The sequence below is a fragment of the Jutongia huaianensis genome, from assembly GCF_014384985.1.
Classification (GTDB): domain Bacteria; phylum Bacillota; class Clostridia; order Lachnospirales; family Lachnospiraceae; genus Jutongia; species Jutongia huaianensis.
This window is the reverse complement of record NZ_JACRSX010000002.1, coordinates 1-17,853: the sequence shown is the minus strand read 5'-3', so window position 1 is coordinate 17,853 and position 17,853 is coordinate 1. Positions and strand designations below refer to the sequence as shown.

The 17,853-nt window shown below is 43.5% G+C and carries 15 protein-coding genes; 4 read left to right on the top strand and 11 right to left on the bottom strand.

Annotated elements, in window-relative coordinates; genetic code table 11:
• Positions 1-69 precede the first annotated feature (69 nt).
• The 3 genes from H8704_RS02140 to H8704_RS02130 are packed head-to-tail and all read right to left on the bottom strand — an operon-like array spanning position 70 to position 3,276.
• Complete coding sequence (locus tag H8704_RS02140) at positions 70-2,019, bottom strand: hypothetical protein (protein ID WP_118678681.1); 1,950 nt, start codon at positions 2,017-2,019, stop codon at positions 70-72.
• Positions 1,994-2,896, bottom strand: a complete 903-nt coding sequence (locus tag H8704_RS02135) for an ABC transporter ATP-binding protein (RefSeq protein WP_249297113.1) — start codon at positions 2,894-2,896, stop codon at positions 1,994-1,996. Before H8704_RS02135 ends, H8704_RS02140 begins: the two co-directional genes overlap by 26 nt.
• Positions 2,897-2,916: 20 nt before the next feature.
• Complete coding sequence (locus H8704_RS02130; RefSeq protein ID WP_118678683.1) at positions 2,917-3,276, bottom strand: GntR family transcriptional regulator; 360 nt, start codon at positions 3,274-3,276, stop codon at positions 2,917-2,919.
• Positions 3,277-3,578: 302 nt separating this feature from the next.
• Between H8704_RS02130 and H8704_RS02125 the strand changes: the two genes are divergently transcribed.
• The gene (locus H8704_RS02125) at positions 3,579-4,403 is read left to right on the top strand and encodes a hypothetical protein (RefSeq protein WP_118678685.1); all 825 of its coding nucleotides are present in this window, start codon (positions 3,579-3,581) and stop codon (positions 4,401-4,403) included.
• Positions 4,404-4,484: 81 nt separating this feature from the next.
• Here the strand turns inward: H8704_RS02125 and H8704_RS02120 are convergent, their stop codons facing one another.
• The 4 genes from H8704_RS02120 to H8704_RS02105 form a co-directional block, all read right to left on the bottom strand.
• Positions 4,485-5,330 (bottom strand): LD-carboxypeptidase, encoded by an 846-nt coding sequence (locus H8704_RS02120; RefSeq protein WP_118678687.1) that lies wholly within the window; start codon positions 5,328-5,330, stop codon positions 4,485-4,487.
• 76 nt (positions 5,331-5,406) lie between these two features.
• Complete coding sequence (locus tag H8704_RS02115; protein ID WP_182439832.1) at positions 5,407-5,757, bottom strand: helix-turn-helix domain-containing protein; 351 nt, start codon at positions 5,755-5,757, stop codon at positions 5,407-5,409.
• A gap of 40 nt (positions 5,758-5,797) precedes the next feature.
• Positions 5,798-7,636, bottom strand: a complete 1,839-nt coding sequence (locus H8704_RS02110; protein ID WP_249297111.1) for an ABC transporter ATP-binding protein — start codon at positions 7,634-7,636, stop codon at positions 5,798-5,800.
• On the bottom strand, positions 7,629-9,458 hold the full coding sequence (locus H8704_RS02105) for an ABC transporter ATP-binding protein (RefSeq protein ID WP_118678729.1): 1,830 nt from the start codon (positions 9,456-9,458) through the stop codon (positions 7,629-7,631). Before H8704_RS02105 ends, H8704_RS02110 begins: the two co-directional genes overlap by 8 nt.
• A gap of 693 nt (positions 9,459-10,151) precedes the next feature.
• On the opposite strand from H8704_RS02105, the gene H8704_RS02100 reads away from it, so the two are divergent.
• Positions 10,152-10,586, top strand: a complete 435-nt coding sequence (locus tag H8704_RS02100; protein WP_249297110.1) for a hypothetical protein — start codon at positions 10,152-10,154, stop codon at positions 10,584-10,586.
• Between the two features lie 168 nt (positions 10,587-10,754).
• Complete coding sequence (locus H8704_RS02095) at positions 10,755-12,275, top strand: sodium/proline symporter (protein WP_118678699.1); 1,521 nt, start codon at positions 10,755-10,757, stop codon at positions 12,273-12,275.
• Between the two features lie 300 nt (positions 12,276-12,575).
• On the opposite strand, the gene clpB is transcribed toward H8704_RS02095, so the two are convergent.
• The 4 genes from clpB to H8704_RS02075 all read right to left on the bottom strand — a co-directional run bounded on the left by clpB (position 12,576) and on the right by H8704_RS02075 (position 17,006).
• Positions 12,576-15,152, bottom strand: a complete 2,577-nt coding sequence (clpB, locus tag H8704_RS02090) for an ATP-dependent chaperone ClpB (RefSeq protein ID WP_118678701.1) — start codon at positions 15,150-15,152, stop codon at positions 12,576-12,578.
• Positions 15,153-15,499: 347 nt separating this feature from the next.
• The gene (locus H8704_RS02085; RefSeq protein WP_118678703.1) at positions 15,500-15,754 is read right to left on the bottom strand and encodes a type II toxin-antitoxin system Phd/YefM family antitoxin; all 255 of its coding nucleotides are present in this window, start codon (positions 15,752-15,754) and stop codon (positions 15,500-15,502) included.
• Positions 15,751-16,374, bottom strand: coding sequence for a DUF5104 domain-containing protein (locus H8704_RS02080; RefSeq protein ID WP_118678705.1), 624 nt, complete (start codon positions 16,372-16,374; stop codon positions 15,751-15,753). The genes H8704_RS02085 and H8704_RS02080 overlap by 4 nt, the downstream gene beginning before the upstream one ends.
• Positions 16,374-17,006: a DUF4474 domain-containing protein gene (locus H8704_RS02075; protein ID WP_249297108.1), complete on the bottom strand. Its 633-nt coding sequence runs from the start codon at positions 17,004-17,006 to the stop codon at positions 16,374-16,376. Before H8704_RS02075 ends, H8704_RS02080 begins: the two co-directional genes overlap by 1 nt.
• A gap of 443 nt (positions 17,007-17,449) precedes the next feature.
• Between H8704_RS02075 and H8704_RS02070 the strand changes: the two genes are divergently transcribed.
• Positions 17,450-17,853 (top strand): transposase (locus tag H8704_RS02070; RefSeq protein WP_249297106.1); only part of this gene is annotated, 404 nt, incomplete at its 3' end.

The following is a 17,853-nucleotide window of genomic DNA, read 5'->3' as shown; positions in this document are numbered from 1 at the left end:
AGGGAACTGTGTCCTATTGTAACACAGTTCCCCGTCCATGACTACGTTTTCTCTTGAATTTATTTCCCCTTACTGTCCGGATGGAACACCGGAAGAAGTCTCTCCTAATATTCCGTGAAGGGTCTCCCATTTTCTTCCGGACTGCTTTACCAGTCCAAGCTTCTCGATCACTTTCAGGGTATTCGTACATTTTTCTGTAATCTGCACTTCCTGGTACCGTGTTTCCCCTCCATCATCTGTCAGGCTGACAATAAAACTGTTTGCCTGTTCCTGATAAAAAAGATCACAGTTTCCATCCTGAATATCACGGATCACAGCCTGGTATAATTCGTTTCTAAGCTCCTGATCATCGGTATTATCCTCCAATAACGGATAACCTTCTTCTTCACTGAGCCACTTGGAAACCATCTCGTCTCCATCTTTTACCCATTCAACAGACATACCGCTCACATACATGGCCTTTTGGAGTTTTGTCTCATAGCCCTTCCCATAAAGCAGCTCGCACATATCCGGCTGCTTCCTGATAAACTGCTTCATTCGATTCATCATCTTTTTGCCCTCACCGGAAGCTTCCACCTGATAATATAGTGTTCTCTCTTTTCCCCCTGCCAGAGTGTACCGGATCCGGATGGCATTCTGATTTCCATCACTGCTTTCCCGGATATTTCTTCCGTATTTCAAAATATCCTGATTCAACTCATATGCCTGATGGAACGCCTGAGGATTTGTCATATAAAATGTCGGCGTTTCATAACTGTTTTCCCCGTTATATTCCAATGACACACCCACCTGCTGTACTTTGTCAAAAGCAGGAAGTCCAGATCCCAGCTGACCATTCCGGACACCGATCATACCAAAGATCATAAACACTACAAAAAGCCCCATCCGCCAGTAGGATGTTTTTTTCCAGATAAAGAACGATTTATCCAATATCATATTGGCTATGAAATAGAACAGGATCGTCCCTGCTATAACAAGCCCCAGAACAATATTAAATTTTGTGCCATATGCATTATCATTTATGATATTTCCAAAACCAATCGCATAAACTCCTGCTGCAAACAAAAGACTGGAACAAAACACAAACACAATGCGGAATACCGGTCTGCCCCAGGAAAATGCAATGATGTCCCCTGCTGACTCTAATTGACGGATCCGATATAGTCCAATGGCAATTGCCAGCAAAAGAGCAGCCGGGATCAGATAAAAGGCGGTCTTTCCTATTTCCGGCAGCACCTGATCATAATTCATGACCACATGGTTGCCATCGCCCATCGTATATGCCCATGCCCCCCGGGCCTCTCCCCGCAGGGTATGTATCATAAAAAACACCACCGGAGTCAATCTTCTGATCAAAGGATTTTCCACGATATCATACAGATCAAATCCCTGATTACCATAGACAAATATCTCTGCCAGCATAGAGTAAAGCATTGCCACCCCTGCCACAAGACAATTGAGCACACCATAGATCACAAAGCTCATAAATGCATTGCCGGTGACCATCACAACAGCACAAGCCAGATTGTAATAAAAAAACACCTGAAGGATCCATTCCAGCATATAAATCCCTGCATATGGAAGAATGACCCCAACGCCATTGGTCACACCGATCAGCATCAGGCAAACCTGAATGATCAACGCCGGAACGATCAGCATTACCATCCCCGCCAGATAGTGGCTTGTAAAAATATGTACTCTTTTCATCGGAAAAGAATGCATCGTATATGTCTCCCGCTCTCTGGTCAGATACAGGAACACACTGGCTGCAATCACAATGCAAATTACCATGATATAAGGAGACAGACAACTGTTTTGTATATATCCGATCAGATCATCTATCTTATACTGCGTCTTCGCGGAATGTGTTTGAAGATTGTTAATATATGACATCTGCGACAAGGCCGGAATGATCACTCCAAAAAATCCGATCACGAGCTGTAACGTCCACAACGGCCAGAATCTTGTAATGTCCTTCCGGAATATCATCTTATTAAAGAATGATGTCTTTGACTTCATAATCCTCACCTCCCAGTTCATAAATAAAGATTTCTTCCAGTGTCAGCGGCAGCATATCCATAACAAGCGGATGGAAGGTCGCGAGATAATCCCCCAGTTCTCTCTGATCTCCCTTTACGATCAGGGTATGCACCCGACCAAGCTGCGTATGGTTCATCACCTCAAAACGTCCTGTGATATCCGGCACCTCATCCCCCTCAAATGCCATCTGCAGCTTTGTCACGCTTCCCTGAAGCTCACTCAGGGAACGCTCCAGGATCACCTGTCCCTTATGCATGATCCCCACATGATCACAGACATCCTCCAGCTCTCTCAGATTGTGAGAGGACACCAGCACCGTCATCTGCTCCTCACTCACTGCATTCAGAAGAATATTCCAGATCTGACGGCGCATCACCGGATCCAGTCCGTCCACCGGCTCATCCAATACCAGAAGCTGCGGCTTACAGCTGATTGCCAGCAAAAAGGCTGCCTGCTTCTGCATTCCTTTCGACATCCGGCGGATATTTCTCTTCCGGTCTACCGCCGGAAAACAATCCATCAGCTTATCAAAAAGCTCCGTATCAAAAGTAGGATAGATCCCTTCATAATACTTTTTCATTTCTTTCAGATTTGCCTGACGGAAATAAAAAATATCATCTGGTATAAACGTGAGTTTTGCCTTTGCGGCAGGGTTTTCAAACACCTTTTGTCCATCCACCAAAAGCTCGCCGCTGTCCTGTCGGAATATGCCCGTCACATGACGAAGCAGCGTAGACTTTCCTGCTCCGTTCGGTCCCACCAGACCATAAACCGCTCCCTTGGGTACATGAAAGCTCGCATGATCAAGGGCCTGAAAATCTCCGAACCTTTTACATATATCTTTTCCCTGAATCAAATTAATTCCCCTCCATTCTTTCATTTTGAAACATTCCTGATCCGCTCCATTAACTCCTCCGGACTCATCCCCAGAAACTTAAGTTCCTTTACTGTTTTGTCAAAGGACTCTAAAAGCTCCTTCTTTCTCCTTCCATCCGTCTCCGGCACACCGGCTGCAAAGCTCCCCTTGCCCGGAATCGTATAAACATATCCCTCCTGCTCCAGTTCCCTGTAAGCACGCTGTATCGTATTGGGATTGATGGTCAGTGATGTTGCAAGCTCCCTCACAGAGGGAAGCTTTTCATCCTTTGTCATCACTTTCTGAATGATCAAATGACGAAATCCATCCTTTACCTGCTCATAAATCGGTCTGGAATCACGGTAATTGAGTTGTATCACGATCTCACCCCCTGTTCACAATCGTGTTTGCTCTGTATTAACTCATTTAATACACTTAGTATGCTATCATATCATTTTCTAAAAGTCAACCCTCTAATTTTATTGAATCTACTTTTTTCAAGGCATCTTGAAATCCCTTGAAAAATCCACTATTTTGCAGAATCTCATATATCATCATAAATATCTTGTAAAATTCTTAACATTTTTGTAATTTTTCCTTGTAATTTTCTGTAAATTACAGTATAATTATGAACTGTAGTTAACAATTAGTGTAATTTTTCTGTAATATTTGGGGTTTAACAATGAAACATAACATATTAAAAACTTGTGCAGCATTTGCATTATCATTTGGAATCATCGCATCTCAGATATGTTCTACATCTGTAGACGCATCAAATACAACTTTTAAACAACAGATTTCTATCGATCGCTATCAGCGTTCTATTGCAAAGGGATTTTTGGGGAAATCCTATGGTCTTGGAAAGAACCAGTATGTTTGTAATACATATGTAGAAAAGGCTCTGGAATCTTTGGAAACAATATCCGCAAAGGAAAACTCCATTGCAGGAATCAAAAATATCAGCAAAAATATCCGTGTTCATAAAGGAAAGAAAAATGCTCCTACCTCCTATGATTGGTCTGCATACCGTGTGAAGATCTCCTATACATCCGGTATTCTCAACGAGGAGACCAATACATATGAATGGAACAATTCCAAGACAACAACAACGATCAAACGTCACAACAAAGGGACAAGCCTGAAAAACCTTTCTCTTGGTGATGTCCTGACATACGGACGCGGCGGTGGACATGTTGCTCTTTATTTTGGAGAATTCAACAATATGTCAGAGGTTGCTTCCCGTCTGGTAGAACTTGGCGTCTACAAAAAAGGCGAATTAAGAAAATGCAGTGATCGTTACGTCAATAAAAAAGGCAAACCTATCATTCGTAAATATAATGGATGTGGAAACAAATGGCGTATTCATGCTACCTCAAAAGGATTATTGATCGACAACGCCATTGTCAGCAAGCGTTCCAATGGAACTTCTTCCTTTGGAAAATGGAGCAAAACCATTGCTTCCGGTTTTACCGTTTATGTAGACGGTTTTACAGAAGTTGAAAAATAACAAAAACATTATTAGGAATTTATAAAGCCAGCGGATATTATCCCGCTGGCTTTTTCTTTCATAACAACATCCGAATTTATATCATTTTTGAACAGATAAACACTTGCTCCTCCCGATCATTATGGCCTTGGAGTCTACCCCATGACCAATCTGCTGTGTTTTCGCAATCGGAAGGTCACTTCTCACAAAACGCTGCAACAAGATCGGAGCTGCATCTATGCCATTCTCCTTCTCTAACTGTGTAAATGTCCCCAACAGGATACCTGCACATCGTTCAAACACCCCCATCTGCTGCAGCTGACTGAAATATGCTGTGATCCGTGACATGCCCCCGCTTAAGCTTTCCAATAAAAGGATCCTGTCATGGCAGTCAGGAAAATAATCCGTCCCTGCCAGCTTCAGCAGGCAGCGTATATTTCCTCCTATCACAATCCCTTCCATCTCCGTTCCCTGGATAAAACGGTAAGGGAATCGAAACAGATCGTCTCCATCCTGCTCCAGCATCTGATAAAATGCTCTCCGCTGTTCCTGCCCGCAAACTCCTATGAGATTTCGAAGCTGATACAATACCCCGGGATTCCCTGTTTTGCTATAGATCCCATTGAGTATCGACGTCAGATCACTATATCCCCAGAAAATTTTGCCTGAGTCCGCAATCCTCTGATAATCCAGATACGGCAACAGTTCATTGGCCAGATCTCCTCCTGATATATCAAAAATATCATGAATTTCATCGTTCTCATATAACGCCATTAAAGCCTGTGCTTTCTGTTTTGCCGTTCCGGCTTCCTGATAAAGATACGGACTCATAATAACCGATACATTCATCTGATATAATGTTTCCCGCAGCTTCTGTACTACCTCGCCCTGGTTCTCTGTTAAACCGTCAGAACAACACACAATCCCCGCCTGCTGTCTTGTCTGCATATTTTTTCTCCTTCACTCTGATTCCTCGACTTCTGTTATGTACGTAGAACAACACTTATGTACATAGGACAACACTTTAACTGACTTTTCCACTATCATGACACTTTTTCCTTCTGGCTTCTCCAGGAGTCATACCAAACTCTCTCTTAAAGGAGCGGATAAAGGAGGATTCGTGCTCAAATCCACTGTCATATGCGATGTCACTAATTCTTCTTTCCGTATTGTATAATAAGTCCATGGCTCTTTTCAACTTCTGACTCCTGACATATTCCGCCAGAGGTATTCCAAAATGTTCCTTAAATACTGACTGCAAATATGTTGGAGAAAGATAAACATGCTTCGCTATTTCTTCTACGGTTAATTTCTCCGTCAGATTATCTTCTATATATGTAAATACACTGTTAAAAACATCATCTTCCTTACTCATGTACTGCCTCCCCTCCATGTTGGTCATTGCACATCGGCTTTTATACTGCTTCCAGGTCCACCTCATCCTGATAGTAATATGCCTGTTTTTCAAACATTGCTGCATATTTACCTCCCAACTCCATCAACTCCCGGTGATTTCCTTCCTCTATGATCTGACCGTTCTCAAACATATAGATCCGATCAGCATCTCTTGTAGTAGATAATCGATGAGATATGAAGATCACCGTGGCATTCCCTGCATTTTTCATCATATTGGTATTTAATCTGTACTCCGCCAAAGGATCCAGGGCACTGGATGGTTCATCCAGAATCGCCAGTGACAATCTGCCTGTTCTGGCAAACATTCTGGCAATCGCAACCTTTTGAGACTCTCCACCGGACAGCATGGTCCCGTCTTCCCTGAATTCCCTTGTCATATTGGAATCAAGACCATCCGGCAGCCTCTCCAGCTTTTTCTCAAAATCTGCCAATCTAAGTGCCTGAAGCACCCTCTCCCTGTCTCCTTCCTTTTCTTCATCCATCAGAACATTTTCTACAAGTGTAGCACCATAAATCTGATAGTCCTGAAAGACTGCGCCAATGCGATCCCGGTATTCCTTTGTCCCATATTCTCTGATGTCGTGACCGCCATAACAGATGCTCCCCTCTGACACATCATAAAGATGCATCAACAACTTAACAAAGGTCGTCTTACCTGCACCATTTTCTCCGACAAACGCCACTTTTTCTCCCGGATGGATCGTCATGGAAATATGATGAAGGGTATCCTGATCCGCCCCAGCATACCGAAAAGACATATCTTTAATCTCCAATGTCTGTCTTTCCTCCGGCATCCTGCGTATTCCTTCCCTGTTTTCAATCTGTATCTCATAATCCACAAAGCGCCGGAAACGTTCTGCGAACTGCCCAACCTTTTGAAAACGCACGAAGGCATAATTTAAACCATCCAGATTATTGCGAATGCCCTCCTCTGCATTGTTCATGGCTGCCACATCTCCCAGGCGGATGCTTTTCTTTACTAATGCAAGATATCCAAGATACACCGGAATCGCAAAATCCGACATCACCGTAAAGGTACCGATCCAATTAATCAGGGAAAGTATCGCAATCCTGATCCCAATCGCATGCGCCTGATCCATAACCTCATCTACGGCTTCATTGAATTGAAGCTGCAGTGGCACCCGGATATCGGAAAGTTTGATCTCCTTGGCATATTCCGGCTGATAAAATACCCGCTTGGAATAATCAGCCTTACGCATAATCCTCTTATATTCCATCTCGTAGTTATACTCATACTCTGTAATCTTAAAACGAGTCACAATATTGATCACAAATCCGGCTATCGGGAACACCGCGATCACAGGATTTACAGAAAGAACCAATGCTCCCAGCGTAAAAATCCCGGCAACGTGTCCTATAATATAACCGGTAGACATCACTCCCGTCATTAACATCTCCTCAGACTGGGAGGCTGCGATCACAAAATCATCAAAATAATCTTTATTGTCATAACAGATCAGATCAATATCTGCCGCCTTTCGGATAAAACGTCTCTGTACTGTGCCCGCCACCTTCAAAAAACGTACCTCAACCCAGTTTTCCAAAGCAATCTCCGTGGCATCGCTGACCGTTAAAATCACAATACCGGCAAACACAAATAAAACAGCCTGTACCAGATCCACCCGACGATCCTGCATCATCTGAATGAAATACTTCAAAAACAAGGTACTATATACCGCATATGTCACAGAACAGATCAGATATCCTGCAAATATCGTGATCACCGCTCTCCTATCCACTTCCATGGCAAATTTCATAATATAGCCTACATTAGAGATCAGCCTGCGGATGGATATTTTGTCTCTCTCTTTATTCATAGACACACGCCTCCTCTCGTTCCTTGTAATTCTTTGCCTGAAGCCGGAACATCCGGGCATACTTTCCGTTCCGCTCCATCAATTCATCATGGGTGCCACTCTCCACAATGCTTCCCTGCTCCAGAAAACAGATCCTGTCTGCGATCCGTGCCGAAGAAAGGCGGTGGGAAATAAAAAATACAGTCCGCCCCTCCGATGCCTCCAGCATATTGTTGTACATATTAAACTCAGCAATAGGATCCAGAGCACTGGATGGCTCATCCAATATGACAATATCCGGATTCTTGGCAAAAACTCTGGCAATGGCAATCTTCTGTGCCTGGCCGCCGGAACAGATAAATCCGCTATCTTCAAACTCTTTTGTAACCATACTGTCTATGCCATCGGGTAATTTGTCTAATACATCTCCAAACTGCGCTTTGCGCAGAGACTCTGTCACCAAATCCCTCTCCTCCTCCGTTTCAGGCTCTTTCATCAATACATTGTGGGAAAGAGGCAGCGAAAATATCTGCAGGTCCTGAAACACGGTTCCAAAATGCTTCTGATAATCTCTTTTGTTATACTCCCGGATGTCTACACCTCCTACAGATATCTTTCCCTGCTGAACCGGATATAATCCCATTAACAATTTCACCAAAGTAGTCTTGCCGGCACCGTTTTCTCCCACCAGAGCGATCCTCTCGCCCTTTCGGATATGCAGTGACAAATCCCTGATCACCGGTTTTTCACTGCCTGTATACCGAAAACTCACATGATCCAGTTCTATGTCTCCCAGCTCTCCCTGTACCGCTCTGCTGCCATTCTCCATAGTCTCCTCATCCATCTCCAGAAACTCCTGCAGATTATTCATATACATACAGTTCTTGCCGGCCTCCATATAATTTTTGATGGCGGTCTTTACTCTCCATGCAAAATAATCCACACTTCCCAATGTCGCCACGTACAGGCCGATCTTTGCCTCTCCTGTAGTCTTAAGAACAACACTCACATAAATATATGTCAACAGGATTGGCAGTCCAAAGATCACCAGATCCTGCACCTGCTTATAAAAATTGATCTGACGGTACATCCGGGCATAAAGCTCCTGTCTGCTGTCAAAACTCTCCTTATACTCACGAAGCAGCACCTTGCGGATATTGTATAATCGTATCTCTCCCGCATATTTTTTCTCATAGAAGACACGCTTCACATACTCTGCAGTACGCTTATCCCTGGTCTCCTCCAGCCGAAGCTCATACTGCAGCTTATTGATCCGGGAACTGAACAGAAACGATGCCACAATCGATGGCAGCGAAAAAACAAGCATCGCCGGGTCCACACGGGCAATCAGAAAAACAGCGGCAACAGCGGATAAAGCGCATCCTGTCGCCCATGCCAGTGAAAATAATCCATCCATCGCCTTTGTCAGGCATTCATCCAATGCTCTGGCAAACTTATCATAAAAATCCGGCTGCTCATACTTGGTCAGCTCAATACGCACAGCCTTGTCAATAACGCGGTTAAATATATACGCATATACCTTCGGTGTTTTCTTGCGGATATAGTACGCATGCCAGGCCGACACCAGATGAATACAGATATGTCCCATACAAAATAACGTCACAAAACGGAGCAGTCCCATAAATGACTTTCCATTTTCAATATAGGAATAAATCATCTGCAGCATTAAAATAAAGAAAAAAGACATATATACTTCTTCGGTGCAGTTTTTATAAAAAGACAGCAAAATACAGCCTTTATCTGCCCTCCAAATCGTCCGCACAGTATAACACATGCTATTCCATACTCCCATTTTCTGAGGAGTCTTCTCTTCTATTTTCATCTCTCCCTCACTCATTCCTCTATCTATAAAATCTTTTATATATTTTATTGTATCAAAAAGGGAATAGTATTTCTTAGCATTTTATGCAAACATTTGTTCTGTTTGAAGATATGTAAACGATGCGATTCATCCTGTCTAAATATATGCCACAAGACAAAAAGAAACTCTATTATCTCTGTAAAACTCCCTAATATGCCATGAAATATCTCTTCCCGGCAGAGTCTTACATGTAATACAGTTTTAGAATAATCCTGAACTCTAATAACAGCTATCCTGATCATAGCCTGATTAATAAAGATAAATTAATTTTCTAAATATATGGTTATTATACTTACAACCATAAAAACTACATTCCAGTCAGACTCCGCAGTAACCCTGTAAATTTCCTCTTAGCTTTAAAACACGATTTAGTATAATAGTTCTCATTGTGATTTCCTCCTTTCCAAAAAACAAAGCGTAACAGCAATCAACAAATAAATATGATCCCTACGCTCACCAACAATTCACTTTCGAAAGCCTGTTGCCATTATAATACTGATTACAAATAATAAATTAGCATTTTCTACGCAATTTTACAAGTTTTATCATTTTCTATCCTTTGGGGCTTTTTGCTACAGGCATTCTTTCATAAAATGTATAGAATACTGCAATCCGTCCACAATAAAAACAACAATAAAAAATGGAGGTATCGAAATGAGCGAGCAGGATACGATCAACTTATTACAGGAATGTGATTCCGGCAGCAAAATGGCTGTTTCAGCTATTGATGAAATTATGGATAAGGTTCATTGTCCCGATTTTAAAGCTCTTTTAAAGGAAACAAAGGAGCATCACGCAATACTTGGAAATGAGATTCACGAAGAGCTCCTAAAACATCACAGTCAGGAAAAGGATCCAAATCCTATGGCAAAAAGTATGGCATGGTTAAAAACGAATATGCAGATGGGCATTAACGAAAGTGATGAAACAGCCGCAGATCTCATGACAGACGGCTGTAATATGGGAATTAAATCTCTCTATAAGTATTTAAATCAATATGACGATGCCGATCATACCGCAAAGGATCTCTGTCAACGTCTGATCTCCATCGAACAGGAACTGCGAAAATGCATCCGATGCTATCTGTGACAATTCCGCAGCATACGCATATAAAATAAAGAAATTTTAACGAAAATATGTCAAAATTTGACACTATCCCCTTCTTTATTGTATAGTTGAAAGAGTTGAATGTCCTATGGATATCATGGGACATCATTTTTTTGTCAGTAACACAAACACTAAAGGAGGAAATTCAGAATGACTGATGTGTGTATTATCATCGCAATTGCCGCATATCTGATAGGAATGATCTGTATCGGTATCCGGTTTAGTAACCAGAACAAAACTTCGGAGGACTTCTATCTGGGAGGACGTAAAATGGGACCTCTCGTTGTCGCCATGAGTGCAGAAGCCAGTGATATGTCAAGCTGGCTGCTGATGGGACTGCCCGGTGTTGCTTATCTCTCCGGTGTCTGCAGCGCATTCTGGACTGCAGCCGGTCTTGCAATCGGTACGTGGCTGAACTGGTTCTTTGTTGCCAGACGTCTCCGCCGTTATTCCAGCAATATCAAGGCGATCACCGTTCCGGATTTCCTTGCAAAGCGTTTTCATGATAAGAAAAATATTATTACTGCCGTTGCCGCTCTGGTCATTGTGATCTTTTTCATTCCATATACGGCATCCGGCTTTGCCGCATGCGGTAAGCTGTTCCACAGTCTTTTCGGAGCTGATTATATGACAGCCATGATCCTCTCCGCTCTTGTTATTGTATGCTACACATTAATGGGCGGTTTCAGCGCCGTATGTACTACAGACCTCGTTCAGAGTATTGTTATGAGTATTGCACTCGTCACCGTTATGGTATTTGGTATCAGCAAAGCCGGTGGACTTGGTGCCGTTATGGACAATGCCCACTCTCTGCCGGGATATTTTTCCCTGACAGAGCTTTATGATGCCACCACTGGAAATGCCGTTTCCTACGGCGGAATCATTCCGATCATCTCTACCCTTGCCTGGGGTATCGGTTATTTTGGTATGCCTCATATCTTAGTACGTTTTATGTCTATCGAGGACGAAAAGAAGCTTGTACTTTCCCGCCGTATTGCCACGATCTGGGTGGTCATTGCCATGACAGTCGGTGTATTTATCGGTGTTGTCGGTCTCGGTATGACAAAGTACGGTTCCATCAAAGCTCTGGACGATCCGGAAACCATTATCATGGCGATCACCGACCTTCTGAGTAAACATGGTATTCTCCCGGCACTTCTCGCCGGTGTGATCCTTGCCGGTGTGCTTGCCGCAACCATGTCTACCTCTGACAGCCAGCTTCTGGCCGCAGCCTCCGGTATTTCCCAGAACGTGGTAAAGGATTTCCTCGGCATCAAGATTTCCGAAAAAAAAGAACTTCTCCTTGCAAGGATCACCATCATTGCCATTGCCATTGTTGGTGTACTGATGGCAAGAGATCCAAACTCCAGCGTATTTGGTATCGTATCCTTTGCCTGGGCGGGCTTTGGCGGTGCCTTCGGTGCCGTAATGCTCTTTGCCCTGTTCTGGAAACGCTGTAATCTGGCAGGTGCTCTGTCCGGTATGATTGCCGGCGGTGTCGTAGTCTTTATCTGGAAATACTGTGTACGTCCACTGGGTGGTGCCTTTGATATCTACGAGCTGCTTCCGGCATTTCTGGTATCCTGCGTAGTCATCGTGATCGTAAGCCTTCTCACTAAGGCTCCGGAAGAAGATATCGTTAAAGAATTTGATGCCGCTAATGCAAAATAAACCGTATAGTAACACCACAGTAAAACATCGGAAATAATTTCACAGCAATAGATCTGACAAATAAAAAGGAGAAAATTTCCTATAAACTAAAAGAGCCATGAATTTCATAGAAATCGAAACATAATTGCTATGAATATTCATGGCTCTTCTTTTAGTGTATAGGAAAATGCTCGTAGCGTAGAGGGAAGCCAACGAGAATTGCGAAGCAATTCTTGGAGGGCAAAACGCTGGTTTTGCCCTTTTTTATTCTTGCAGGACAATTTCTGAAATGTTAACAGGATTGCCTGTTTTTATAAAATGTTATCTGGTGACAAGTACCCCATCCTGACTGTCGATCACAATGGTATCCCCGGCGTGAACCGTATCCTCCAGAATCCGACGTGCCAGCAGAGTTTCCACATGCTTTTGCAGATAACGCTTCAACGGACGCGCACCAAACGCCGGCTCATATGCCTGTTCCACGATCAGATCCATGGCTGCCGGAGTCAGCTCCACAGTAAGCTCCTTCTCACGAAGTCTGCCATTTAACTCATCCATCAGAATGTCTATAATACCGTGGATATTGTCCTTCGTCAGCGGCTTAAAGAGAATAATCTCATCCAGACGATTCAAAAATTCCGGACGGAAAGAAGCCCTCAGATCTGCCATCGTCTGGTTTCTTGCCTCCTCACTGATGGTTCCGTCTTCCTCAATGCCCTCCAACAGATAAGTGGAGCCAATATTAGAAGTCAGGATCAGGATCGTGTTTTTGAAATCAACGGTTCTGCCCTGGGAATCCGTGATACGTCCATCATCCAGTACCTGCAGCAGCACATTGAATACATCCGGATGTGCCTTCTCGATCTCATCGAAAAGTACCACAGAATATGGTTTTCTGCGGACTGCCTCGGTCAGCTGGCCGCCCTCCTCATAACCGACATATCCCGGAGGCGCTCCGATCAGACGGGCCACAGAATACTTCTCCATATATTCACTCATATCAATACGGACCATTGCATTTTCATCATCAAACAATGCCTGCGCCAGCGTCTTGGCCAGCTCCGTCTTACCGACTCCGGTAGGACCTAAGAACAGGAAGGAACCGATCGGCTTCGTTGGATCCTTGATCCCTGCCTTGGAACGAAGGATTGCCTCGGATACCAGTTCTACACCCTCATCCTGTCCAACGACTCTCTTGTGAAGCTCATCGGCCAGATGAAGTGTCTTCTCACGCTCGCCCTCGGTCAGCTTTGCAATCGGAATACCGGTCCAGCGGGAAATGATCTTGGCAATTTCTTCCTCGGTCACAGCCTCCTGCACCATGGAATCTCCGCGCTGTTTCGCCTTCTCTTCTGCCTCCTCAAGCTGTCTTTCCAGCTCCGGCAGCCTGCCATACTGAATCTCCGCCGCCTTGGTGTAATCGCCCCTTGCCTGCGCCTGCTCCATCTCATTGCGAAGAGAATCTCTCTCCTCCTTGATCTTGCTTACCTTATCCACCTCAGCCTTTTCACTCTCCCACTGTGCCTTCTGGTGCTCAAACTTCTCCTGAAGCTCTGCCAGCTCCTTCTGCAGTGCCTCCAGACGCTCCTGGGAAAGGTGATCTGTCTCTTTCTTCAATGCCTGCTCCTCAATACGAAGCTGCATGATCTGACGGTTCAGTTCATCTAACTCTGCCGGCATACTGTCAAGCTCTGTCTTGATCATGGCGCATGCCTCATCCACCAGATCGATTGCCTTGTCCGGCAGGAAACGGTCGGAAATATAACGGTTGGAAAGTGTTGCCGCCGCTACCAGGGAGCTGTCTGTGATCTTCACGCCATGGAACACCTCATAACGCTCCTTGATACCACGGAGAATAGAAATGGTATCCTCCACCGTTGGCTCTGACACCATAACCGGCTGGAAACGACGTTCCAGTGCCGCATCCTTCTCAATATACTGCCGGTACTCATCCAGTGTGGTTGCTCCAATACAATGAAGCTCGCCTCTGGCAAGCATTGGCTTGAGCATGTTGCCCGCATCCATGGAACCCTCTGTTTTGCCTGCTCCTACAATAGTGTGCAGCTCATCAATGAAAAGAATGATCTGTCCTTCACTCTTCTTGACCTCCTCCAGCAATGCCTTCAGACGCTCCTCGAACTCACCACGGTACTTCGCACCGGCAACCAGAGAACCCATGTCCAGCGCAAAGATCTTTTTGTCCTTTAAGCCCTCCGGCACATCACCCTTCACAATACGCTGTGCCAGTCCCTCTACTGCTGCCGTCTTACCAACACCCGGCTCACCGATCAGCACCGGATTATTCTTTGACTTTCTGGAAAGGATCCGGATAATGTGACGGATCTCATTGTCTCTGCCAATGACCGGATCAATCTTGCCCTCTCTGGCTCTCTCTACCAGATCATAGCCGTACTTTTCCAGAGCATCATAAGTAGCCTCCGGATTATCACTGGTCACACGCTGGTTGCCCCTAACCTGGGATAACGCCTGCAAAAAACGCTCTCTGGTGATCTGGCTCTGTTTCATCAATGCCTTGATCTCGCGGCTTGGATGCTCCAGCATACTTAAAAACAGATGCTCCACGGATACATATTCATCTCCCATCCGCTTCGCCTCGTCCTCAGCATAGATCAATGCCTCGTTCAGATAACGGTCGATCCGCAGATCCCCACCGCTTACCTTAGGTCGTTTTGCCAGCACACCATCTACCTGTGCCTGGAATACATCCGCATCTATTCCCATCTTTTCGATGAGCTTCGGGATCAGGCTTCCCTCTACCCTAAGCATTGCCGCCAGGAGATGATCCTCGCCCATCTCCTGATGACCATAATCCATGGCAACCTTCTCACATTCCTGTACTACTTCCTGTGACTTCGTCGTAAATTTACTGATGTTCATTGAAATCACCTTGCCTTTCTCAAAAACCTGCGGATTTCGCCGCAGGTTCTACTCACTCTATCTCTACTCTTTTCTCCCTCTGAAAGCCCCTGATCCTTAGGTTTTCCAGATACTTCGGATCCTATCCCATCAGACCATCTCTCTCAGATTGACTACAATATAGCACCTTTTGTTAGCCACGTCAAGGGTCGAGTGCTAAAATTTTTAAAAAAATTGTGAAGCCTTAATTTTACAGGCTTCACAGATAAGAGCCACAATGGTATGACTCTTTTTTAATGATGAACTTTTCTACAAACCACGAATAATATTCAAATAATCCTGACGTTGATCTATGACAGCATATACAATCACTTGCTTATTTTCCTCAAATCGTCAAATGTTTCCGTTATCGGAGCAACTCTGCCATTTACTGTAATAATCACTGCTTCTTTGTTTTCCTTACACAGCTTTGATATTTCGGAATAATGATTTCGCAAATCAGCCGATGGTCTTATTGTTTCCTGTAATGTCAACATATCAATCACCTGCGCATCCATGTCATCAATGGTCGGGATGGTATTACTTATTAATGACTCCTTTTCACACCATAGGTAATGTCTCATTGCTCACTACCACCTATTTCATAAACTTCATGATTAACATTTTCTGTCTTTCCCTCCGAAACATATAAAAAACTAATTCCCACCTTATCTTTTGACTGAGAATTCGAATAATATCCGAATAATGTCATACAGTATGATTTTCCTTCGTCCGTTGTAATATTTTTCAATTTTTCCTCTGAATCTACATAAAGATAACCTTTTTCCGCATCATGTGCATATCCCGTTGTCCACCCGCTGGCTTCTCCGATACTGATCACATTTCCTTCTATTTTTTTAAATAACTTTTTAATTTCTTTGTCCAGATCATATTTCTTTGCTGTGCATGGAGCAAACACTTTTTTTATGCTTTCAATGTCCTTTTCTTTTAACGCCTCGTACACTTGATTTGCCTGTTCCGTTAATTCATTGTCGGCACGACTGAAATTCACATCGATATAATCGTCGTCTTCCTCATCACTTGTCCATGCATTCACGAGACCTTCCACTAAGCCTTCGCCCAGACCTGCCAGAAGTTCAATCCCTTCCTTTATATATGAGCTTTTTATATGGGATCTGCCGCACCCGCACAACAGACCCGCCACAAGCAGGAGACATAGAAATCTTTTAGCATATTTTATCATTATTCATTACCTCCCCACATAATCCAGATGGTATTACTATTTTCACTTAATATGGTATCTTGAAAGATTTTTTTGTCCTTAGATTTATCCTTAATTTTATCCTTGATTGTTTGTGCCATACCGGTTTTATCACCAAAATCAACCTTTCCAAGCGTGACCAGTTTTTTCGGATCCGGCTTCGGATGTCTCCAGTCAAACGCAGTGATCCACCACTGCTTGTTATGAACCGGATTCCAATTGTAATAACTTCCATAAACCTGTCCATCTGAATATTTGTATGTACTCAACTGCATAGAACATAGAAAATCCACAGCATCATAATGAGTTCTGCTCTCTGCTGACTGCTGATATAAGCCAATCTCTGAACCTGTGCCAAGATTCCAATAATCACCCTTCCACATCCATAAAACATACTTTTTATTATTATAAGAGTACGGAATATCCTCCACCGACATATTCGACCCCACCCGAAACACCTTGTCAAATAATTTGTTATACCCGTATGTTTTCTGCCAGGTAACCGGCATGGAATGATACGCACTCTCTTTATCATCATATACAAAATTTAAGATATATGCACCTGCCGCTGCAGCTATCTGCCGCCACATACGATAACGGAAGAGAAGCGACAACCATAACCGGTGCCATCAACATACATAATAATCGCTTCTTTTTCATACCTTCAAACCTCCATTTCAATTTTTCTCCTCGAGCATCATACAGCAAAAAAATACTATTGACTATATATAGTCTATATTAAAACACATATTCTGTCTGTCAAGTTGAAATTACGTTATTCGTTTTGAAGCATGAAAGTATTGTAAATGAATCGAGTAGAAGGCTAACTGTTATTCGTAAATTTATCTGCTCCAGATGGCTTACTGTAAGAGCCAACAAACCTAAAACAAAAGAGCAGACAGATAACCACACTATTTAAAACCATAGCAATTTTGCATCAGACGGATGGAATTTACTTTTTCATTTGACCCACAAATTCGTAACGGGAGTGTCCCAAAGTTTGTGTAAACCTTCAAACTGATGTAAGATAACATTACTCAGTTTGGAGGTTTTTATTATGGCAAGAAGAAAAAGTGATTCACCACAAAAAGCAGCAATGCGCGAAATGATGCAAGGATATCTCAAGGAGAATGATATCAGTATCAAAAGCGGAAACGATGTTAATTCCATCATGCGGGACATGATGTCTGTTTTATTGGAAGGGGCTCTTGACGAAGAGCTTAATGAGGAACTTGGGTATTCCAAATATGATTACCGCAACAAAGAGACCGATAACAGCCGGAATGGACATTCCAAGAAAACAATGCGTACCAGTTATGGGGATATGGACATTGCAATCCCAAGGGACCGCAAAGGGAAGTATGAACCGCAGCTGATACCAAAATATCAGAATACGGTCACTCAGGACATGGAAGAAAAGATCATATCTATGTATGCAAAAGGAATGACCACGGGAGACAT